This window comes from Gordonia sp. ABSL11-1, assembly GCF_030315685.1.
Classification (GTDB): domain Bacteria; phylum Actinomycetota; class Actinomycetes; order Mycobacteriales; family Mycobacteriaceae; genus Gordonia.
Map to the genome: position 1 here is coordinate 64,354 of NZ_JASXSI010000015.1, position 20,428 is coordinate 84,781.

General features: G+C 67.1%; 22 protein-coding genes, 3 tRNA genes and 1 pseudogene. 13 read left to right on the top strand and 13 right to left on the bottom strand.

Features of this window, described 5'->3' with window-relative positions; translation table 11 throughout:
• Positions 1-62: 62 nt before the first annotated feature.
• Positions 63-1,049 (top strand): alpha/beta hydrolase, encoded by a 987-nt coding sequence (locus QSJ19_RS17055; protein ID WP_286322090.1) that lies wholly within the window; start codon positions 63-65, stop codon positions 1,047-1,049.
• A gap of 137 nt (positions 1,050-1,186) precedes the next feature.
• Here QSJ19_RS17055 and hisC read toward each other — a convergent pair whose 3' ends face one another.
• Positions 1,187-2,251 carry a histidinol-phosphate transaminase gene (gene hisC, locus QSJ19_RS17060; RefSeq protein ID WP_286322091.1) on the bottom strand — a complete coding sequence of 355 codons (1,065 nt, stop codon included), beginning with the start codon at positions 2,249-2,251 and terminating at the stop codon, positions 1,187-1,189.
• Between the two features lie 132 nt (positions 2,252-2,383).
• Between hisC and QSJ19_RS17065 the strand changes: the two genes are divergently transcribed.
• Together QSJ19_RS17065 and QSJ19_RS17070 are read left to right on the top strand one after the other, a co-directional pair.
• A tRNA-Ser gene (locus QSJ19_RS17065) sits at positions 2,384-2,472 on the top strand.
• Between the two features lie 36 nt (positions 2,473-2,508).
• Positions 2,509-2,581 (top strand) — tRNA-Arg (locus QSJ19_RS17070).
• Here the strand turns inward: QSJ19_RS17070 and QSJ19_RS17075 are convergent.
• Positions 2,571-2,729, bottom strand: a complete 159-nt coding sequence (locus QSJ19_RS17075) for a hypothetical protein (RefSeq protein ID WP_286322093.1) — start codon at positions 2,727-2,729, stop codon at positions 2,571-2,573. The two genes, QSJ19_RS17070 and QSJ19_RS17075, sit on opposite strands and share 11 nt — an antisense overlap.
• Positions 2,730-2,752: 23 nt before the next feature.
• Positions 2,753-3,095, bottom strand: a pseudogene (locus tag QSJ19_RS27005) (bile acid:sodium symporter family protein); the annotation flags it as partial.
• A 44-nt stretch (positions 3,096-3,139) separates the two neighbouring features.
• Here QSJ19_RS27005 and QSJ19_RS17085 point away from each other — a divergent pair.
• Together QSJ19_RS17085 and aqpZ are read left to right on the top strand one after the other, a co-directional pair.
• Positions 3,140-3,562, top strand: a complete 423-nt coding sequence (locus QSJ19_RS17085) for an NUDIX hydrolase (RefSeq protein ID WP_286322096.1) — start codon at positions 3,140-3,142, stop codon at positions 3,560-3,562.
• 99 nt (positions 3,563-3,661) lie between these two features.
• Positions 3,662-4,456 (top strand): aquaporin Z, encoded by a 795-nt coding sequence (gene aqpZ / locus QSJ19_RS17090; RefSeq protein WP_286322097.1) that lies wholly within the window; start codon positions 3,662-3,664, stop codon positions 4,454-4,456.
• Here the strand turns inward: aqpZ and arr are convergent.
• Entirely contained in the window at positions 4,449-4,859 is a 411-nt protein-coding gene (arr, locus tag QSJ19_RS17095) for an NAD(+)--rifampin ADP-ribosyltransferase (RefSeq protein ID WP_286322098.1), read from the bottom strand. The two genes, aqpZ and arr, sit on opposite strands and share 8 nt — an antisense overlap.
• 57 nt (positions 4,860-4,916) lie before the next feature.
• Between arr and QSJ19_RS17100 the strand changes: the two genes are divergently transcribed.
• The 3 genes from QSJ19_RS17100 to QSJ19_RS17110 all read left to right on the top strand — a co-directional run bounded on the left by QSJ19_RS17100 (position 4,917) and on the right by QSJ19_RS17110 (position 8,065).
• Positions 4,917-6,614, top strand: a complete 1,698-nt coding sequence (locus QSJ19_RS17100) for a cation:proton antiporter (RefSeq protein ID WP_286322100.1) — start codon at positions 4,917-4,919, stop codon at positions 6,612-6,614.
• Positions 6,615-6,675: 61 nt separating this feature from the next.
• Positions 6,676-7,362: a hypothetical protein gene (locus QSJ19_RS17105; protein ID WP_286322101.1), complete on the top strand. Its 687-nt coding sequence runs from the start codon at positions 6,676-6,678 to the stop codon at positions 7,360-7,362.
• A 79-nt stretch (positions 7,363-7,441) separates the two neighbouring features.
• The gene (locus QSJ19_RS17110; RefSeq protein WP_502876212.1) at positions 7,442-8,065 is read left to right on the top strand and encodes a putative glycolipid-binding domain-containing protein; all 624 of its coding nucleotides are present in this window, start codon (positions 7,442-7,444) and stop codon (positions 8,063-8,065) included.
• A gap of 16 nt (positions 8,066-8,081) precedes the next feature.
• Here the strand turns inward: QSJ19_RS17110 and QSJ19_RS17115 are convergent, their stop codons facing one another.
• Positions 8,082-9,074, bottom strand: a complete 993-nt coding sequence (locus QSJ19_RS17115) for a prephenate dehydrogenase (protein ID WP_286322189.1) — start codon at positions 9,072-9,074, stop codon at positions 8,082-8,084.
• A gap of 88 nt (positions 9,075-9,162) precedes the next feature.
• On the opposite strand from QSJ19_RS17115, the gene QSJ19_RS17120 reads away from it, so the two are divergent.
• The 5 genes from QSJ19_RS17120 (at position 9,163) to QSJ19_RS17140 (ending at position 11,204) form a co-directional block, all read left to right on the top strand.
• The gene (locus tag QSJ19_RS17120) at positions 9,163-9,708 is read left to right on the top strand and encodes a tRNA adenosine deaminase-associated protein (RefSeq protein WP_286322103.1); all 546 of its coding nucleotides are present in this window, start codon (positions 9,163-9,165) and stop codon (positions 9,706-9,708) included.
• A gap of 71 nt (positions 9,709-9,779) precedes the next feature.
• Positions 9,780-10,214, top strand: coding sequence for a nucleoside deaminase (locus QSJ19_RS17125; RefSeq protein ID WP_286322190.1), 435 nt, complete (start codon positions 9,780-9,782; stop codon positions 10,212-10,214).
• 252 nt (positions 10,215-10,466) lie between these two features.
• Positions 10,467-10,730 (top strand): hypothetical protein, encoded by a 264-nt coding sequence (locus QSJ19_RS17130; RefSeq protein WP_286322191.1) that lies wholly within the window; start codon positions 10,467-10,469, stop codon positions 10,728-10,730.
• 107 nt (positions 10,731-10,837) lie between these two features.
• The gene (locus QSJ19_RS17135) at positions 10,838-11,050 is read left to right on the top strand and encodes a CsbD family protein (protein ID WP_286322105.1); all 213 of its coding nucleotides are present in this window, start codon (positions 10,838-10,840) and stop codon (positions 11,048-11,050) included.
• 66 nt (positions 11,051-11,116) lie between these two features.
• A tRNA-Ser gene (locus QSJ19_RS17140) sits at positions 11,117-11,204 on the top strand.
• Between the two features lie 92 nt (positions 11,205-11,296).
• Here the strand turns inward: QSJ19_RS17140 and QSJ19_RS17145 are convergent.
• Genes QSJ19_RS17145 through nuoH form a run of 8 tightly spaced genes read right to left on the bottom strand, consistent with a single transcriptional unit; the run spans position 11,297 to position 20,426 of the window.
• A complete protein-coding gene (locus tag QSJ19_RS17145) occupies positions 11,297-12,088 on the bottom strand; it encodes a hypothetical protein (protein ID WP_286322107.1) in 792 nt (263 codons plus the stop codon).
• Complete coding sequence (nuoN, locus tag QSJ19_RS17150; protein ID WP_286322108.1) at positions 12,085-13,857, bottom strand: NADH-quinone oxidoreductase subunit NuoN; 1,773 nt, start codon at positions 13,855-13,857, stop codon at positions 12,085-12,087. The genes QSJ19_RS17145 and nuoN overlap by 4 nt, the downstream gene beginning before the upstream one ends.
• Positions 13,858-13,883: 26 nt before the next feature.
• Positions 13,884-15,530, bottom strand: coding sequence for an NADH-quinone oxidoreductase subunit M (locus QSJ19_RS17155; RefSeq protein ID WP_286322109.1), 1,647 nt, complete (start codon positions 15,528-15,530; stop codon positions 13,884-13,886).
• A complete protein-coding gene (nuoL, locus tag QSJ19_RS17160) occupies positions 15,527-17,428 on the bottom strand; it encodes an NADH-quinone oxidoreductase subunit L (RefSeq protein ID WP_286322110.1) in 1,902 nt (633 codons plus the stop codon). The genes QSJ19_RS17155 and nuoL overlap by 4 nt, the downstream gene beginning before the upstream one ends.
• Positions 17,429-17,436: 8 nt before the next feature.
• On the bottom strand, positions 17,437-17,772 hold the full coding sequence (nuoK, locus tag QSJ19_RS17165; RefSeq protein ID WP_286322113.1) for an NADH-quinone oxidoreductase subunit NuoK: 336 nt from the start codon (positions 17,770-17,772) through the stop codon (positions 17,437-17,439).
• Complete coding sequence (locus QSJ19_RS17170; protein WP_286322114.1) at positions 17,769-18,599, bottom strand: NADH-quinone oxidoreductase subunit J; 831 nt, start codon at positions 18,597-18,599, stop codon at positions 17,769-17,771. The genes nuoK and QSJ19_RS17170 overlap by 4 nt, the downstream gene beginning before the upstream one ends.
• Complete coding sequence (gene nuoI, locus QSJ19_RS17175) at positions 18,596-19,132, bottom strand: NADH-quinone oxidoreductase subunit NuoI (RefSeq protein ID WP_286322116.1); 537 nt, start codon at positions 19,130-19,132, stop codon at positions 18,596-18,598. Before nuoI ends, QSJ19_RS17170 begins: the two co-directional genes overlap by 4 nt.
• Positions 19,125-20,426 (bottom strand): NADH-quinone oxidoreductase subunit NuoH, encoded by a 1,302-nt coding sequence (gene nuoH / locus QSJ19_RS17180; RefSeq protein ID WP_286322117.1) that lies wholly within the window; start codon positions 20,424-20,426, stop codon positions 19,125-19,127. Before nuoH ends, nuoI begins: the two co-directional genes overlap by 8 nt.
• Between the last annotated feature and the right edge of the window lie 2 nt (positions 20,427-20,428).

The following is a 20,428-nucleotide window of genomic DNA, read 5'->3' on the forward strand; positions in this document are numbered from 1 at the left end:
AAGCTTTCCATTGTCGGTTACCGATCAGTATCCTGTCTGGGGGGAGGGCAGTGAGGGAGCGCATGCGTAAGTCGAATCGGTGGACGGCCGCGGTCGTCTCGCTGCTGGCTGCCGCCCTCGTGATGCCGGCCGCAGTCGCGCACGCCGACGACACCAAGGTCGCGATGATCTCCAAACAGTCGAAGCTCAGCCCACTGCGCACCGACATCTGGGTGAACTCCCCGTCGATGGGCGGCAAGGTCAAAGTGTCCGTCCTCACTCCGCAGTCGGGGAGCGGACCACGCTCGACCGTCTATCTGCTCGACGGCGCCGACGCCGGTGAGGACGTCAGCGACTGGATCACCAAGGGCAAGGCCGGACGGTTCTTCGCCGACAAGAACGTCAACGTCGTCCTGCCCACGGGCGGCGCGGGCAGCTTCTACACGAACTGGGTGCGTCGCGACGCGAAGATCGGCAAGCCGCAGTGGGAGACGTTCCTGACCCAGGAACTGCCCCCGCTGATCGACGAGAAGTTCGACGGCACCGGCCGCAACGCCGTCGTCGGCCTGTCGATGGGTGGGCAGTCGGCCTTCACCCTTGCGGTGCGCCACCCCAGCCTCTACTCGGGCATCGCGTCGCTCAGCGGGTGCCCGCCGGTGTCCGGTCCGGTCAACGAGAGCTACGTCCGCACCACTGTCGCCAAGAGCGGCGGTGACGCCACCAACATGTGGGGTCCGTTCGGATCGGCGAACTGGAACGCGCATGACCCGAGCCGTCATCTCGACAAGCTCCGCGGCAAGGACATCTTCATCGCCGCCGGCTCCGGCGCGGTCGGTCCGCGTGACCTCACGGCACCGTACGACTCCAGCGAGGGGCCGCGGTCGGCGGTCGTCGCCGCGTCGTCGGCGCTCGAGGTCGGTGCGTGGCGCTGCTCGTTGGAGTTCGCCGCGACCCTACGCGTCAACAACATCCCGTACACCGACGGTTTCCACGTCATCGGGACCCACAACTGGGTGTACTGGGAACAGGATCTTCCGGTCGCCTGGCAGACCATCTCGCGAGGTCTCTGAGTCCCGTCCGCCGGACATCTCCGCCTTCGTTCCTCCCCCGGGTATCACCTGGTCCGCCGCGAGCACGCGGAGGGCGGTGGCATACCCGGCGGACGAACTGAGTGCGACGCCCTCCGAGCGACGGCGGTCAGGTCAGGTCAGGCACGCGCGGCCCACTGCTCGGCGAAGCCGAGGAACACGTCGGTCTCCGCCGGATGGGTGACGGTCACGCGGACGCCGTCGCCGGCGAACGGACGGACCACGACGCCCGCCTCCACACATCGGGAGGCGAACTCGGTCGTGTCCTCACCCAGTTCCAGCCACACGAAGTTGGCCTGCGACTCGGGCACTCGGTAGCCGAGATCACGCAAGCGCCCGGTCACACGGATCCGCTCGGCGACGACGGCGTCCGTGCGTGCGAGGAGTTCATCACCGGCCTCGAGCGATGCCAGCGCGGCCTGCTGGGCGACGCTGTTCACCGAGAACGGCACGTGCGCTTTTCCGAGTGCGGTGATGACCTCGGGATCGGCGAGTGCGTAGCCGACCCGCAGACCGGCCAGGCCGTACGCCTTGGAGAACGTGCGCAGCACGACGAGGTTGCGGAACTCGCGCAGCAGTTCGACTGCGTCGTAAGCCTGCGTCGGACCGAGGCGCAGGTATTCGAAGTACGCCTCGTCGAGCGCGACGACGACGTCCGACGGCACGGTCCGCAGGAACTCGAGGAGGGCGGCCGCCTCGACGACGGTGCCCGTCGGATTGTTCGGATTGCAGATGAAGACGAGCCGGGTCCGGTCGGTGATCGCCGCGGCCATCGCCGGCAGGTCGTAGGTGAGGTCGGCGGTCAGCGGCACCTGCACCGGCGTCGCCCCGGCCACCCGTGTCGCCAGAGGATAGGTCTCGAACGACCGCCACCCGAAGACGACCTCGTCGCCGGGTCCGCTGGTGACGGTGATCAGGTTCTGGCAGAGGATCACCGAGCCGCACCCGACCTGGACCTGATCCTCGGTGACCCCGACCCCCTTGGCGAGCGCCGCGGTCAACTCGACCATCCCGTTGTCGGGATAACGGTTCACCGCCGTCGCCGCCGTCGTGATCGCATCGAGGACGCTGGGCAGCGGACCTTCCGTGGCCTCGTTGCTCGCGAGCTTCACCGCTCCCGGAAAAGTCTTGCCGGGAACATAGACGGGCAGGTCGTCGAGGTCGGGACGGATACGCAGGCTCACCCGTCAAATGTAGGACTGCCGCCCGCGGACGGCCAAAACGGTGCACGCCCTTCGGTGGCGTCCTCGCGGTTTGCTTCGCGCCGCCGGGTGTGTGTAACCTTTCGCTTCGGCAGTTCGAAAGGACTCCGCCAAGGAGGCGTGCCAGAGCGGCCGAATGGGACTCACTGCTAATGAGTTGTCTCGCTAAAACGGGACCGGAGGTTCAAATCCTCTCGCCTCCGCCGACCCGCCCACAGCGGGGCACAAATGAATAGCACGCGCCCGTAGCTCAACGGATAGAGCATCTGACTACGGATCAGAAGGTTTGGGGTTCGAATCCCTACGGGCGCACATCAGACGAGAACCCCGGCTCCGGCCGGGGTTCTTGCGTTGTCGAGCGGTCCACCCGCGTGACGACCGCACCGAATGCCGCGGCCAGCGGGAACATGATGATGCCGTAGACGGCGGGGATCACCGACATCTCGGTGCTGTCGAGCACGGTCGGTGTGATCGCCAGCGCGAGGGCCGCGTCACGACCGCCGTCACGGAGTTCACCGCGGTGAGCGTGATGTTGAGCGCGACGTCGCCGTGGAACAGGTGGCTGAGCAGACTGGCCATGGTCCCGCCCGGGGACGCGGCGAGCGCCATCAGCCCGACGGCCAATAGCGGTTCGAGTTCGAAAACGTTCGCCAGGCCGAAGGCGATCAGCGGCAACACGACCACCTGGGCCGCCCAGGATGATGGCGAGTGCCCGTGGGGTCCGCACGACCCGCCGAAAGTCTGCGACCGTGAGCGACAGCCCGAGTCCGAACATGACGACCGCGAGCGCGATCGGGAGACCGATGCCGACAAAGGACGATTCCATCTCAGGACCTCCCGGTGATGGGGGGGCAACGGTAGCATCGCGGCGTGCCGGGTACCGAGACGATCGTGGTGAGCGGGGTGGTCGTCCGCGACGACACCGGGCGCCTGCTCACCGTCCGAAAGCGGGGCACGACACGTTTCATGCTTCCCGGCGGAAAGCCCGAACCCGATGAATCAGCCGTCGACGCTGCGGCGCGTGAATGTCTGGAGGAGATCGGGCTCACGGTGGCGGCCGGCGACCTCGACGAGTGGGGAGCCTTTCGGTCGGCAGCGGCCAACGAGGACGGATTCGACGTCCTGGCAACGATTTTCGACGGTGGGGTCGTTGGTTCCGACATCACGCCATCGGCCGAGATCGCGGAGATCCGTTGGCTCGACATCGACACCGTCGCGCTGCCAGAGGATCTGGCGCCGCTGCTTGTCGACCACGTCATCCCGATGGTGCGGGCCAGTATCCGACGCGACTGACACGAGAACAGTTTTCCCAGGGTTCACCGTTTTCGGAGCATTCTCGGTTACCGTGTTCGCCGGGGGATCTTTGTCGCGCCGCACACTGAAAGGATTCCCATGAACTCACCATCACCCGTGGCACGAATCGCCGCGGAATTCATCGGCACATTCTGGTTGGTCTTCGGTGGCTGTGGCAGCGCCATTTATGCCGCGAAACAAGTCGCCCAATCCGACGACGGCCGGAGCACCTTTCAATTGGGAATCGGCTTCCTCGGCGTGGCCCTTGCGTTCGGTCTGACGGTCGTCACCCTGGCCTACGCGGTGGCGCACATCTCGGGAGCGCATTTCAATCCGGCGATCACTCTTGGCGCTGCGGTGAGCGGACGGCTCCCGTGGAAGGATCTGCCCGGGTACTGGATCTCGCAGGTCGCCGGTGGTCTGCTGGCCGGCTTGACGCTGTGGGTGATCGCGAAGGGGCTACCGGGTTTCGAACGTGTGGGCAATATGGCGGCGAACGGATATGGCGAACATTCTCCGGCCGGCTATTCCCTGACGAGTGTTTTCATCGCCGAGGTGTTGCTGACCGCGTTCTTCCTCATCGTCGTTCTCGGAGCGACCGATGGCCGCGCGCCCGCCGGGTTCGGTCCCCTGGCGATCGGTTTGTCGCTGACCCTCATCCACCTGATCTCGATCCCGATCAGCAATACGTCGGTGAATCCGGCCCGCTCGACGGGTGTCGCATTCTTCAATGCGAATGGTGCACCCGCTCAGCTGTGGGTCTTCTGGCTTGCGCCCTTGATCGGCGGTGTGATCGGTGGTCTGATCTATCCGCTCCTTTTCGAGAACGGCAAACTGGCGTTCGGCAAGCGCGCCGCCGACGACACCCGGGCCGCGGGCGAGCCGGTCAGTTGATGATCTCGCCGCGATGATCCGCGCGGAGTTCGGCGAGGCGGTCGCGCCAGCCCTGTAGGGTATCCGGGGTCAGTCGCGTCCAATCATCGACCTCGGCGACGATCCGCAGGGGTGCGGTGCTCCGATACGACCGGGTGGGGTTGCCGGGGAACTTCTTGTCCGTCACGTTCGGATCGTTCTCGAACGGTCCGGTCGGTTCGACGACGAACACCCGCGGGGTGCCGTCCCCGGCCGCCAGCTCGGCGGCGAGGCCGGCCCCGTCGCGCATGGCGGTGAAATAGATGTGGTTCATCACGATCTCCGGCCGATAGTTCGACCGGAACCCGGCCGTGAGTGAATCACCGGGGCGCAGATCGGCTTTCGTGCCGTGGTAGAACGGTCCGTCGTCGAGCGGTTCGGGCATGCTGACAGCGTAGGTTCTCGCCGCACGCGAACCCCACCGACCTGACACAATCCCGCCATGGAACTGCTCATCCTCGTCCTGGTCGGCGCGATCATCGTCACCGCGATCGCCGACCGCCGGGGCATGCAGCCGGCCCTGATCATCGTGGTGATCGCGCTCGCGGTCTCCTTCATCCCGGGAATGCCGCGCGTCGAACTCGATTCGCACATCCTGCTCACGGTGGTGCTGCCGCCGCTGCTCTACTCGGCGGCCCTCAACTTCTCGTTCCCGAGCTTTCTGCGGAACCTGAAACCGATCCTGGGGCTCGGTGTCGCGATGGTCGTCATCACCGCGGTCGTCGTCGGATGGGTGGCGTCCCTGGTGATCCCCGAGTTCACCTTCATGCTCGCACTGCTCCTCGGTGCGATCGTCGCGCCACCCGACGCCGTCACCGCCGTCGCCATCGGGCGCAAACTCGGCCTGCCCAAACGTCTGATGACGATCCTGACCGGCGAGAGCCTCGTCAACGACGCCGCCGCACTGTCGCTGTTCGCGATCGCCATCTCGCAGATCGCCGATACCCATTCGTTCATCGGGAATCCGCTGCTGTTGTTCGGGTACAACGCGATTCTCGGTCCGATCGTCGGCGGCGTGCTCGGTGTGCTGACGCTGTGGATTCGACGTCACTTGCAGAACCCGGCGCTGGAGACCGTGCAGGGCTTCGTCGTGCCGTTCGCCGCCTTCCTCGCGGCGGAGCACCTCCATGCGTCGGGCGTGCTGGCCGTCGTGATCGCCGGATTCGTCGTCGGCTCCGGATCGGTCCACGCCGGCTACCAGACGCGACTCCAGGAACGGTACGTCTGGAACTCGGTCGACGTCCTGCTGGAGGCGTTCGTGTTCGCCTACATCGGTCTGCAGATGCGGTTCATCATCGAGGACCTGCGCGACGCACGAGAGTCGCTGCTACACATCACCGCCGCGTCGGTGCTGGTGCTGGCCGTCGTCCTCGCCATCCGACCGATCTGCGTGTTCGCCATGTTCGGTCGCGGCGTCGTCAGCCGCCGCATCGACAGTGCCGTCAACGTCGAGATCCAGGCGAGCCCACGACGGACGGTCCGTCGCGCCGAACCCGTCGACAAACCGCCGGGCCGATGGCGGCGGTTCACCGACCGCATCGACCACCGTCCACTGACCTGGCAGGAATCGACGATCGTCGCGTGGACGGGTATGCGCGGGGTCGTCACGCTGGCCGCCGCATCGGGTATCCCGGTGACCATGGCGAATGGCGAACCGTTCCCCGAACGCTCCGCGATCCAGGCCATCGCCTTCGTCGTCGCGGTCGGCACCATCCTGATCCAGGGGCCGACGCTGCCGTGGATGATCCAGCGTCTGCATCTGCACAACGAGGACGAGGAGCGCTACGACCACACGCAGACCGCGCTCACCGAACAGATCGTGCACGATGCGGCCGATCGGGTCATCGCCGACTTCGTCGACCGACCGCCCGCCGCACTCGACGCCGCGACCGTCGAGTTCATCAAGGACACGGTGGCCCGCCAGGCCCGCGATGCCGAGGAGATGCCCGATCCGGACGCGCACACCGCGCGCAACGACGCCTTCGCGGCGCTCTACCGTGCGGTGCTCAACGCCCAGCGTGAGGCACTGGTCGTCGACCGCGACGCCGGAAACGTTGACGACGAGGCCGTGCGTGCCATGCTCGAGCGGCTGGACCTCCAGGAGGCCGGACTGTCCGCGCGGCTGGAGAGCCGACTCTAGGAGTCGCAGGTCGGCGCCGGCACTCCGACGTCGGCCGTCGCGGCGTCGTACTGTCGAGGGGGTGGGCCCTCCGGACGATCTGTACCGCACCCCCATCTACGGCCAGTTGTATCCGCCGCTGGGGTATGCACCCGACGGCACACCACAATTCGTCCCGGGTCAGCAGCCCACCCGGCCGCAGCCCGACCCCTCGGCCGGGCACTCGGCCGACTCGGACCCCGACGACCCCGGGTCGTCTGAACCGCCATCCGACGACCGCCGGCCACGCCTCGCGCAGTCCGACCGCAGACTCGTCGGGATTCTCGCGCTGGTCGCCGTCGCGGCACTCGGACTGCTCGCCCTGACCGTCGGACGTGCTGCGTTGCGGTCCGATGTCGAACCGGCCGCCGGGCCGACCCTGCCCGTGGTCATCTCCGATGTGCCCACCCGGATGCCGACCGGCGTCCCGCGCGACGAGCGGCCGACGCCCGGTGTGCCGATGGTGCCGAGCGGCAAGGAGGTCGTCTACGAGGTCACCGCGACCAGCCCGACGACGATCCTCTACGTCGACGACAACGGGCTGCGCACGACCGTCGGCGCGCCGACGAACTGGACGATCACCTTCACCGGCACGTCCAATCCGCTGCGCATCCTGGTCCTCGCCGGTGAGGGCGACGCCCGGTGTTCGATCAGCGTCGACGGCCGGACCGTGTCCAGCGATCGGATCAGTGCGCAGACCCCGCGACGGACCGTCTCCTGCCGCGCGTGAGTGGCACGGATCACCGTTTCGTTGGTGCTCCCCGGTCATCGACTGTGTACGGGAGACCTCGGGTCGCTACCGTAGACGGGTGAGTTCTTCTCAAACAGCCCCAGAGAACACCACCTCGCCGGAGGGTGCCGCTGCGCCCTCGGACGTCAAGACGATGGTCACGTGGCGTGGCGAGGGCACTGACCGGCTCGAACAGGTGCGCCTGCACGTCACGGGCGAGCGGATCAAGGCCTACGGACGCATCATCGCGGCCGCCACCGACGAGCACGAGGCGTTCTCGGCGTCCTACGAGCTGGTGACCAACGACGACGGCGTCACCAAGCGTCTGTCGGTTCACCTCCTGCGTGCGAGCGGAGAGACACAGCTGGCCATCACGCGTGACGGCGAGCACAACTGGCTCATCCAGACCCCGGGCGGCACCGAGCGCGGCGAGTTCAACGGCGCCGAGGATGTCGATCTCGCACTGTCGCCGATGTTCAACGCCCTGCCGATCCGCCGCAAGCGGCTGCACGAGGGCGGCGCGGAGACCGATGTCCCCGTGGTCTACCTATATCTGCCCGCCGGGACCGTCGAGCCCGCGACCCTGCACTACGCGCCGGGACCGGACGCCATCGGTGTGGTGTCACCGATCGTGACGTCGTCGCTGACGGTCGACTCCAACGGATTCGTCGTCGACTACGCGGGCCTGGCTTCCCGCGTCTGACCGCGACTCGTCGCGCTCAACCCATCCAGACCCGCGCCTGGTGGGCCTGTCGTCGTAGCTCCTCGGCCCAGCCGGGCGCACCGATCTCGACCCCGGTCACCGGCACCGGCGGCGCCGACGCAATCGCCTCGTAGGCGAGGCGCGCGTGGTGCCCGTCGTGGACGAGACCCTCGACGCTTCCGTTGTCGCGGAGTTCGTCGCGTGCGGCGACCAGCCGGTCGATGGTCTCGCTGAGCACGTTCAGCAGGGCGATCCCGTTGGCCTCCAGCATGGCTCGCTGCAAGGCGGGTGCCGAACCGGCGACCCGTGTGCCGTCGCGGAAGCTTCCCGCCGCCAGTCGCAGCGCGAGGTCGCTCTCACCGCCGCCCACCGCCGCGGTCGCGGCCGCGGTGAGGTGCGGGAGATGAGAGATCGCGGCGACGGCACGGTCGTGGGCGTCGGGAGCTGCGGCAACGACGTACGACCCCGCCTGCCTGGCGATACGTGCGATCGTCAGCCAATCGTCGGCGTCGGTGTGATCCTCGGTCGTCACCATCCACATCGCGCCGCGAAAAAGCTCGGGATCGGTTGCCGCCCAACCTGATCTGCTGGTCCCCGCCATCGGATGTCCACCGACGTAACGTATTCCGGGTGCCAGTCGCGACACCGATTCGGCAACTGCTCGTTTGACGCTGATGACATCGGTGAGAAGGCATCCGGGTGCCCGTTGCGCGATTGCCGGAAGCAGCTCGTCGATGGTGGTGACCGGCGTGGCGAGCACGATCACCGCGCCGCCGGTCGCGGCGTCGTCGAGGGTGGCGCCGAGGTCGGTCGAGGCGCGGTATCCCGCCGCGACCGCGGCGTCGACGCTCTCCCCGGACCGGTTGTAGCCGAAGGCGCCGCGGCCCGCGTCGCGCAATGCGCGCAGCAACGAACCGCCGATGAGTCCGAGTCCGAGTACGCACACGGGAGGGTGCCTGGACGGGTCCTCGGGATCAGCCGCAGAAGTCACCACTCCACGTTCCCACATCACCGATGCATCGGTGAACGGCGAGTCGTCGGTCCCGCCGACCGGCCGGGACTTGGGTGCCCAGCCGTAAACAGATACGGTGACCTGCATGGCAGGTGCCGGCGCTGGTGTATCGGGTGGGTCGAACAGGCAGGACGTCAACGACGAGATCGAGGGCTTCGCGGTGGCGGTGGTCCGAGACGAGGGTGCGTGGAAGGTGACCGCGCTCAAACCGTCGGCGCTGCTGACCCTCGACGACGCCGAACGTCAGCTCCGCGAGATGCGGGCCACCGGCGCCGTGTTCGGTCTGCTGGACGTCGACGACGAGTTCTTCATCGTCGTCCGGCCCAGCCCCTCGGGTGCGCAGCTGCTCATCTCGGACGCCACGGCCGGCATCGACTATGACGTCGCCGCCGACGCCCTCGAGGCGATGAACGTCGAGGTCCCCGACCTGGACCCGGACGACATCGACGATGTCGACCCGTGGGAGGAGGGTGACCTGGGCATCCTCGCCGATCTGGGTCTGCCGGACGCGGTGATGAGCATCATCGTCGGCGACACCGACCTGTACGCCGACGAGCAGGTCGGCATGATCGCCGCCCGTCTCGGCTTCGCCGACGAACTGTCCAAGGTCCTCGACACCCTCGGACATTGACCTCCGGCGCCGACGTCCCCGCACATTCGGCGGCCGACCTGGGCTCGCCGCGTGCGATCTGGGAATCGATGATGGGGGAGGCGTTGGCGGTGGCCCGAGCGGCCGGAGCCGACGACGTCCCGATCGGAGCGGTCGTCTTCGACCCGGGGGGCATCGAGTTGGCGCGGGCGTCGAATCGGCGTGAGGCCGACGGGGATCCGACGGCACACGCGGAGATCCTCGCGCTGCGCGCCGCGGCCGCGCGTTTCGGAGACGGATGGCGGCTGCCGGGCTGCACCATCGCGGTCACCGTCGAGCCGTGCACGATGTGCGCCGGCGCGATCACCCTGGCCCGTGTGGAGACCCTCGTCTTCGGCGCGTGGGAACCCAAGACCGGGGCGGTCGGATCGTTGTGGGACGTCGTCCGTGATCCGCGGCTCGCGCATCGTCCGCAGGTCGTCGGCGGCGTCCGCGAGGACGAGTGCCGGGCGATGATGCTCGACTTCTTTCACGCACACCGCGACTGAGCCGCCTCACGTGCGGCACCCACCCTGGCTCACCGTCGTCGAAGAATCAGGGTGAATATCAGGGTTCGCCGACGTCACGGCTCTGGCAGATTGGAGTCAGCGGTGCGGCGGGATCCCGACATCCGGCACCGGCACCACCGACCGACCCCCGCAGGAAAGGCAAGGACCGACATGTCCGATCCCAGTGACAAGGTGACCCCCGACAGCGTGAACCCCGACAGCGTGAACCCCGACAGCGTGAACCCCGACAGCGTGAACCCCGACAGGGTCACCGAGGCCGTCAACACCGCCAAGGACAAGATCAACGAGTTCGCCGCCAGCGACTCCGTGCAGAACGCGGTCGGCACCGCGAAGGACAAACTCACCGAGATCGCCAACAGCGACGCCGTGCAGGACGCGGTCGGCGCCGCCAAGGAGAAGCTGAACGAACTCGCCGAGAACGAGAAGGTGCAGGAGGCGCTGTCCACCGCGAAGGACAAGTTCGGCGAGCTGAAGGACAAGCTCGGCGGACGTTGAGATCGGCGTGACCTGTATCTCTGGTCGGCGACGCCGTCTCGTGGCACCGTGGAAGTACCTGCAACCCGGCGACACAGGGTCCCGGGATCACCAGGAGGAGGCAGTTCATGGGTATCCACGACGACGCCAAGAACAAGGCCGAGGAACTGAAGGGACGCGGTAAAGAAGCTGCCGGCTCCCTCACCGATGACCAAGACCTCAAAGAAGAAGGCAAGGGTGACCAGGCCGTCGCCCAGGGCAAGCAGAAGGTCGCCGACGCCGCCGATGCCGTGAAGGGCAAGGTCGACGACGTCAAGGACAAGCTGACCGGCAAGGACTAGCCCCCCGATTCGGCCCTCTGACCAGGCAATTTAGGGACAAGCGCCGACTGCGGTACAGTCTTCCGCGGTGGCGTGTCCGAGCGGCCGAAGGTGCAGCACTCGAAATGCTGTGTGCGGTAACCCCGTACCGAGGGTTCAAATCCCTCCGCCACCGCAGCAGAACGGCTCCCGCCTGAACAGGTGGGGGCCGTTCTCGTGTCCCGGCACGCGCATCACTGACCGTCCCGCCTCACTGATCGCCACGCCTCACTGACCGCCCAGGAACTCCGCCATCCCCGGACGCAGATACGCCGACAGGTCGTTCCATGGGACCGTCACCGGAAGCCAGTCGCCCAGCGCGTGGATCACCGGGACGTAGAACCGGATGCCCGCGGTCACCGGCACCCAGTTGAGGAAGCTGTCGACGACGGGTGGCACATCGGTGGCGCGGTCGTCGATCTGCGTCACCAGGGCGGCGAGTCGCGGTGCCGTCGCATTCGGGTCGGTGAGGACATCGCTGAGCAGGATGGGTTTCGCGGTCGTCGCGTTGATGGTGATCGTCGAGACGAGATTGTTGGGATGGGCGGCGCCCGCGGCATAGGCCGAGAAGATCGCCACACCGGCGACGACATTGCCGGTCGTCGTCGTCACCGCGCTGCGGGTGTCTCCCGCGAGCGAACCGTTCTCGACGGTCGTGTCCGCGGTGCGGCCGACGACGTCGTCGAGCGCGGCACGCATGCCGCCGTTGAACCGTTCCCGCACCGCTGCCTCACCCCCACTGACCTGCGGCAGATCGACGTCGAAGGTCGTCGTGCCGCGCCTGCCCTGCGCACGGATCGCGGTCGGGGTGTAGGCGCTCGCCGCGGTGGTGGTGGTACTCGTCGTGTCCGACGACGACGGGGTGACCGATCGGGTGACCGTGACCACCGATGTGGTGACGCTGCCGGGTGCGGGATCGTCGGACTGCTGGGCGCACCCGCCCACGACCACGGCGAGCATCCCGATGGTGATCGCCCCGGCGACACCGCGTGCCCCGGTCGTCGTGCGGAGGAGTCTCATGTGAGGAATTGTGCCGCGTCCCGGGCGAGATCGAGCACCGGTTGCGGGAAGATGCCGAGCACGATCGTGACGATCGTGCACACGGCGATCGACGAGGTCGACAGCACGCTCGGCTTCACCACGTGCGGGGCGTCGACGGGGACGTCGGCGAAGAACATCGCCACGATGATCCGGATGTAGAAGTACGCCGCGATCGCGCTGCTGACCACACCGACGACGACGAGCACACCGCCGCCGTTGCCGGCCGCCGCCGCGAACACGTCGAACTTCGCGATGAACCCGCTCGTCAGCGGGATCCCGGCGAAGGCCAGCAGGAACATCGAGAACATCGCTCCCACAAGCGGATACCGTCGGCCCAGACCTGCCCACTGGGAGATCTCGGTGGCCTCGCGGCCGGACACGTGCGGGCCTGACAGACGGTCGGTCTCGCGCACCACCGACACGGTCGCGAACGCGCCGAACGTGGAGAAGGCATACGCCGCAAGGTAGAACAGCGTGGCCGCGAGGCCGGGCTGATCGGGCCCGCTCGCTCCGCTCCCGGCGCCCGCGTCGTCGAAGGCGATCAGACCCAACAGGATGAACCCCGCGTGGGTGATCGACGAGTACGCGAGCATCCGCTTGATGTCGGTCTGGGTCACCGCCATCACCGCGCCGACGAGCATCGTGGCGATCGCCACCGCCCACAGCGCCGGCTCCCAATCGGACCGCAGATCCCCGAATCCGACATAGAACACCCGCAGCAGCGCGCCGAACGCGGCGATCTTGGTGGCCGCCGCCATGAACGCTGTCACCGGCGACGGCGCACCCTGATAGACATCCGGGATCCATGCGTGGAACGGAACCGCACCGATCTTGAAGAGCAGCCCCACCGACAACAGCCCGAGCGCGATCAACGGCAACACGGTGTCACCGTCGGGAGCGTTCACCGCCTGCCCGACCGAGTCCCCGATCGCACCCAGTTGCAGCGATCCGGTGGCGCCGTAGGCGAATGCCGCACCGAACAGGAAGAACGCCGACGAGAACGCGCCGAGCAGGAAGTACTTGAGCGAGGCCTCCTGCGAGATCAACCGCCGACGCCGGGCCAGACCGCACAACAGGTACAGCGGGAGCGAGAAGACCTCCAGCGCGATGAACATCGTGAGCAGGTCACCGCACGCGGGGAACAGCATCATGCCGCCGACCGCGAGCATCGTCAATGGGAACACCTCGGTGGTGACCGCGCCCGCCCGGGTCGCCTCGAACTCGGCGTCGGTGTTGGGTACCGATGCCCCGGACGGGGTGAACATGTCCGCCTCGACCGCGCCGAGCGTCGCCTGTGCGGCGGCACCGGGGCCGTCGCTCACCTGCTTCGGTGTGTGCGTGCCTGTTCGCGCGGCGTCGAGATCCATCGATCCCGGCGCGACGACACGCTCGAGTCGTCGCTCACCCATGAAAGCGACCGAGATGATCGCGACGAGCAACAGCAGGCCCTGCAGGAACAGCGTCGGGCGATCGACGACGACCGCACCCGACATGGCGAACTGGCCGTCGCCGCCGTTGCGTGTCTCCGCGACGGTCACCGCGATCAGGGCGACGAGCGCGGCGAGGAGGCCCCCGACCGAGATCACGAGCTGGATCGGATAGCGAATCCGCCTGGGCGCGAACGCCTCGACCAGGACCGCGACAACCGCCACCCCGAACACGATCAGCATCGGCGAGAGCAGACCGTACTCGACGCTCGGTGCCTGGATGGCAGCGAGATGTGTGGTCGTCGGCGCTGCTCCGGTCATGCTCACTCCCGTCATCCCGGCGCCGGTCATCGCGGACCACCGTCCGGCGACGGCGGAACCGTCGGTGGCGGATCCGTTTGGCCGATGGTGCTCATCGTGTGGGCCACGGCCGGATCGATGATGTCCAGTACCGGCTTGGGATAGACACCGAACACCAACAGCAGGGCGAGGAGGGGCGCGATCACCACGAGTTCGCGACCGTGCAGATCACGCATACCGCGGGTGGCCGCGCCCGGACCCTCGACGGCCCGGGACGGACCGCCCATCATCCGCTGATAGAGCCACAGGATGTAGATCGCCGACAACACGAGCGCACTCGCCGCCGCGATCGCGGCCACTGGATACCGCGTGAACGTGCCGATCAGCACCAGGAATTCGCTGATGAACGGGGCGAGCCCGGGCAGTGAGAGCGTCGCGAGCCCGGCGACCAGAAACGTGCCGGCGAGGACCGGGGCGACCTTCTGCACGCCCCCGTAGTCGGCGATGAGCCGGCTCCCGCGCCGCGACACGAGGAATCCGGCGACGAGGAACAGTGCGGCGGTGGAGATTCCGTGATTCACCATGTAGAGCGTCGAACCGGTTTGCCCCTGCGTCGTCAACGCGAAGATGCCCAGGATGATGAAACCGAAATGGGAGATCGACGTGTAGGCGATGAGTCGCATCACGTCGGTCTGACCGATCGCGAGGACGGCGCCGTACACGATGCCGATCACCGCCAGGGTCGCGATGGCCGGTGCGAAATACCTTGTGGCGTCGGGGAACAGCTGCAAGCAGTAACGCAGCATCGCGAAGGTGCCGACCTTGTCGACGACCGCCATCATCAGGACGGCACTGGCGGGTGTGGCCGAGACAGCGGCGTCGGGCAACCACGAATGGAACGGCCACAGCGGTGCCTTCACCGCGAACGCGAACATGAATCCCAGGAACAGCAGTTTCAGGAGGCCGCCGCCGGCGTCGAGCTGACCGGTGGACACCGCGTCGACGACGACTCGCAGATCGAAGGTCCCCGCGCCGTCGGTGCCGAGACCCGAACGTGCCGTCACCACGTAGAGCCCGATCACCGCGGCGAGCATGATCAGACCACCGAACAGGTTGTACAGCAGGAACTTCACCGCAGCGCGAGTGCGGTCGACCCCGACGGTCGTACCGAAGCCGCCGATGAGGAAGTACATCGGGATCAGCATCGCCTCGAAGAAGATGTAGAACAACAGGATGTCGAGAGCGACGAAACTCATCAGCACCATCGCCTCGACCGCCAGGGTCAACGCGAGATAGGTGTGCGGACCCTTCTGCCGTCGGCCGCCCGAATGATCCAGCGATCCCGAATGATCCGCATCTTTCCACCCGGCGACGATGAGCAGTGGCAACAGCACCGCGGTCAGCAACACCAACACGAGACCGATGCCGTCGAGTCCGAGTGCGTACCGGGTGCCGAGCGCGGGAATCCAGCTGTGGTCCTCGACGAACTGGTAGCGGCCCGAGGTGTCACCCGAGCCGCTCCCCCCACCCCGGTCGAAAGCGGCGGTCAGGCCGAGTGCGAGGCAGAGCACCGCCACCGAAACGCCGAGACCGAACCACTTCGCGATGTCGGGGCGCGAACTGGGGATCGCCAGCACGGCGACAGCACCGACCGCGGGGAGCAGCCACAGGATCGTCAACCACGGTGTGTTCACAGGACGTTCACCACCATCACCAGTCCGATGATCAGGGTCGCGCCGGCGAACATCGACAACGCGTAGGACCGCACATAGCCGTTCTGCCAACCGCGCAGACGTCGGGAGAGTCCGCCGATGGTGCTGCCGATCCCCGACGTCACACCGTCGATACCGACGTTCTCGACGCGGACGAGCTCACGGGTCAGCTCCTGGCCGGGGCGCATCAGGAGCTTCTCGTTCACCGTGTCGCCGTACAGATCCCGCCGAGCCGCCACCGTCAGCCCGGACACGTCGTCCGGCGCCGACTCCGGTATCGTGCGGGTCGCGTACATGCGCCAGGCGATACCCACACCCACCGCGACCACCGCGAGGATCGTCACGGTCACCACCCACGTCGGAACCGCCAAGGCGTGATGCTCCTCGCCGACAACGGGTTCGAGCCAGTGCACCAGCGAGTCACCCCACGCGAGCATCGCACCGGAGGCGACCGAGCCGACGGCGATGAGGATCATCGGTCCGGTCATCGTGCCCGGCGACTCGTGCGGATGTCGATCGTGGTCATCCCATCGCCGCTCCCCGAAGAAGGTCAACACCATCACCCGTGTCATGTAGAACGCGGTGATGCCGGCGCCGAGAAGTGCTGCGCCGCCGAGCAGCCAGCCACCGACGCCGCCGGAGGCGAACGCCGCCTCGATGATCGGATCCTTGGAGAAGAAGCCGGAGAACGGCGGCACGCCGATGATCGCCAGATATCCGACGCCGAACGTGGCGAACGTGATCGGCATGACCGTACGCAGCCCGCCGAAGCGGCGCATGTCGGTCTCGTCGTTCATACCGTGCATCACCGAACCCGCACCGAGGAACAGGCCGGCCTTGAAGAATCCGTGGGTGAGCAGATGCATGATGGCGAAGGCGTAGCCCGCCGGTCCGAGACCGGTCGCGAGCACCATGTAGCCGATCTGACTCATCGTCGACGCGGCGAGTGCCTTCTTGATGTCGTCCTTCGCGCAACCGATCACCGCACCGAACAGCAGGGTGACCGCTCCGACGACCGTGACACCGACCTGGGCGGCGGGTGCCAGATCGAAGATCGGGTTCGATCGGGCGATGAGATAGACACCTGCGGTGACCATCGTCGCCGCGTGGATGAGCGCCGACACCGGTGTCGGGCCCTCCATGGCGTCGCCGAGCCACGACTGCAGCGGCACCTGCGCGGACTTGCCGCACGCGGCGAGCAACAGCATGAAACCGATGGCGGTGAGTACACTCTCGCCGACCTGATCGGCGCCGGAGAACACCGCCTCGAAACTCACCGCGCCGAAGGTGGCGAACATGATCATCAGCGCGACCGCGAGCCCGATGTCGCCGACACGATTCACCACGAAGGCCTTCTTGGCCGCGGTCGCCGCCGACGGCTTGTACTGCCAGAAACCGATCAGCAGATAGGAGGCGAGACCCACGCCCTCCCAACCGACGTAGAGGCCGAGGTAGTTGTCGGCCAGCACGAGAAGCAGCATCGCGGCGAGGAACAGGTTGAGGTAGGCGAAGAATCGTCGGCGATCGGGGTCGTCGGCCATGTAGCCGATCGAATAGATGTGGATGAGTGAGCCGACGCCGGTGATCAGCAGGACGAAACACATCGACAGTTGGTCGAGCTGCAGACCGAAGTCGACCTGCAGCTCGCCCACGGGCACCCAGCTGAACAGGATATCGTGTACGGCACGCTCTTCCGCATCCCGGCCGAGCATGCCGGTGAACATCACGAGCCCGACGACGAACGACGCGAGAGCGAGGGCCGTTCCCAGCAGGTGCCCCCGGCGGTCGGTGCGCCGACCGCCCAGCAACAGGATCGCTGCGCCGAGAAGCGGGAGTGCCGGAACCAGCCAGAGAAGATTCGCGGTCGCCTGGGTGCTCACCGTACCTCCTACCGCTTCAGCAGATCTGCGTCGTCCACCGAGGCCGACCGGCGCGCCCGGAAGATCGTCATGATGATGGCGAGCCCCACAACCACCTCGGCCGCCGCCACGACCATCGTGAAGAAGGCGATGACCTGGCCGTCAACTGCGACATCGGGCCCGCTCGCTGCGCTCCCGGCGCCCAATCCATGCATCCGGGCGAACGTGACGAACGCCAGATTCGCGGCGTTGAGCATCAGTTCGACACACATGAACACGACGATCGCGTTGCGTCGCAACAGCACCCCGGCCGCGCCGATGGTGAACAGCAGCGCCGACAGATACAGATAGTTCTCCGGGTTCATCGGCCCTCCCCGAGGGATCGGCGGATGCTCGGGCGACGGGTGTTGTCGCCGTCCGGGTCCGAGCCCGAGGGGGACGGGCCGATCGACGGTCGCGGTTTCAACGTCGCGTTGACCGACAGATCCGACGGCGTGCCGTCCGGGAGCAGGGCCGGGACGTCGACGGCGTTGTGTCGCGCGTACACACCGGGACTGGGCATCGGGGTCATGTCGACACCGAGACGGAAACGTTCCTCGGACAGCTCCCGCTGAGTGCGGCGGGGCCCGAATCGTTCCCGGTGGGCCAGCACCATCGCGCCGAGCGTGGCCGCGATCAACAGCGCGCCGGTCAGCTCGAACGCCCACAGGTACTGGACGAAGATGAGTTGGGCGATGGCCTCGATGTTGCCGTCGGACGCGCTGGGCGTCCCCGCGCCCCCGGCCACCGGTGCCCCGGCGAACGCCGCCAGCGACGCATTGGCGATCGCCGCGATCAGCAGCACCCCGAACCCGATCCCGAGCACCATGGCAGCGATGCGTTGTCCGCGAAGCGTCTCCACGAGGGAGTCGGCGGAGTCGACGCCGATCAGCATGAGTACGAACAGGAACAGCATCATCACGGCCCCGGTGTAGACGACCACCTGGACGACCCCGAGGAACAGTGCGCCCTGCGCGACATAGAAGACCGCGAGGATGATCATCGTGGTGGCCAGGAAGATCGCCGAGTAGACGGCCTTCGTCGCGAAGACGACACCGAGCGCCCCGATGACCGCGACGATGCCGAGGACCCAGAACTGGACGGCCTCACCTGTCGACGTGCGGGTGAGCTCAGCGGCGAGAAGTGCTGTCACGACTCGTCCTTCGCGACGAGCCGACCGTCTTCGGACACCTCACCGCGGTAGTAGTTCTCCTCGGTCGAGCCCGGGGCCATCTCGTGCGGGGCCGGGGTGACGCCGGGCTCGAGAGGCGCGAGCAGCCGATCTTTCTCGTAGATGAGGTCGGCGCGGTTGTCGTCGGCGAGCTCGTAGTCGTTGGTCATGGTCAGTGCGCGGGTGGGGCAGGCCTCGATGCAGAGGCCGCAGCCGATGCAGCGCAGGTAGTTGATCTGATAGACACGGCCGTAGCGTTCGCCCGGTGAGTACCGTTCGTCCTCGGTGTTGTCGGCGCCCTCGACGTAGATGGCGTCGGCCGGGCAGGCCCATGCGCACAGCTCACATCCGATGCATTTCTCCAACCCGTCGGGATGCCGGTTGAGTTGGTGGCGACCGTGATAGCGCGGTGCGGTCGGCGTCTTCTCCTCGGGGTACTGCTCGGTGATGGTCGGGGAGAACATCGACGAGAACGTCACCCCGAGACCGCTGATCGGTTTGAGGAAGTCAGGCATCGGTGGTCTCCTTCACAGGATCGGACGGAGGTGGGGGAGGGATGGTGCGCGGCGGCAAGACTTGGCCGGGTAGGGGTGGGACGGGGAATCCGCCCGCCATCGGATCGAACGCGGGCTGTGTGATCCGATCCGGCGCCGCGGGTTCCTTCGGCAGTCGCATCAACCGCCAGATCGCGTATCCGATCAGCGCGGTGACGACGAGTCCTGCGCCGGCCGACACGAGTGACCGGGCGAGGTCGGCGTCGTCGTCGCCGCCGACCGCGACGCGGATGACCGCCACGACCATCACCCAGGTGAGCGAGATCGGGATCAGGACCTTCCAGCCGAGGTTCATGAACTGGTCGTAGCGCAGGCGCGGCAGACTGGTGCGCAGCCAGATGAACACGAAGAGGAACACCCAGACCTTGAGTGTGAACCACAGGATCGGCCACCAGCCCGAGTTGGCCCAGTCGAACATGCTGACCGGCCATGGCGCCTGCCACCCACCGAGGAACAGTGTGGTGGCGAGTGCCGAGACGGTGACCATGTTGATGTACTCGGCAAGCATGAACATCGCGAACTTCAACGACGAGTACTCGGTGTGGAATCCGCCGACGAGTTCGCCCTCGGCCTCCGGCAGGTCGAAGGGTGCGCGGTTGGTCTCGCCGACCATGGAGATCGCGTAGATCACGAACGACGGGAGCAGGAGCAGGACGTACCAATGATGTTCCTGCGCAGCGACGATGCCCGACGTCGACATGGTCCCGGCGTCCAGGAAGACCGCGGCGAAGGTCAGTCCCATCGCGATCTCGTACGAGATGACCTGGGCCGTCGACCGCAGACCGCCGAGCAGCGGATAGGTGGAGCCCGACGACCACCCGGCCAGCACGATGCCGTAGACACCGACCGACGTCACGGCCAGCACGTACAGCACGCCGACAGGGAGATCGGTGAGTTGCAACGGTGTCTGATGTCCGAACACCGACACCATCGGGCCGAACGGGATGACCGCGAACGCCATCACGGCGGGCACCACGGCGATGATCGGCGCTGCGACGTAGATCAGCTTGTCGACGCCGGTCGGGATGATGCCCTCCTTGAGGGCGAGTTTGACGCCGTCGGCCAGACTCTGCAGCAGGCCGCGCGGACCGACCCGGTTGGGTCCGATCCGGGTCTGCATGCGCGCCATGACCTTTCGTTCGATCAGGATCGCGGCGAGCGGATTGGCGACGAGGAACCCGAAGACGGCGACGGCCTTGATGAGGATCAGCCACCACGGGTCGTGGCCGAAGTCGGCGAGTGACGGGAAGTCCATCG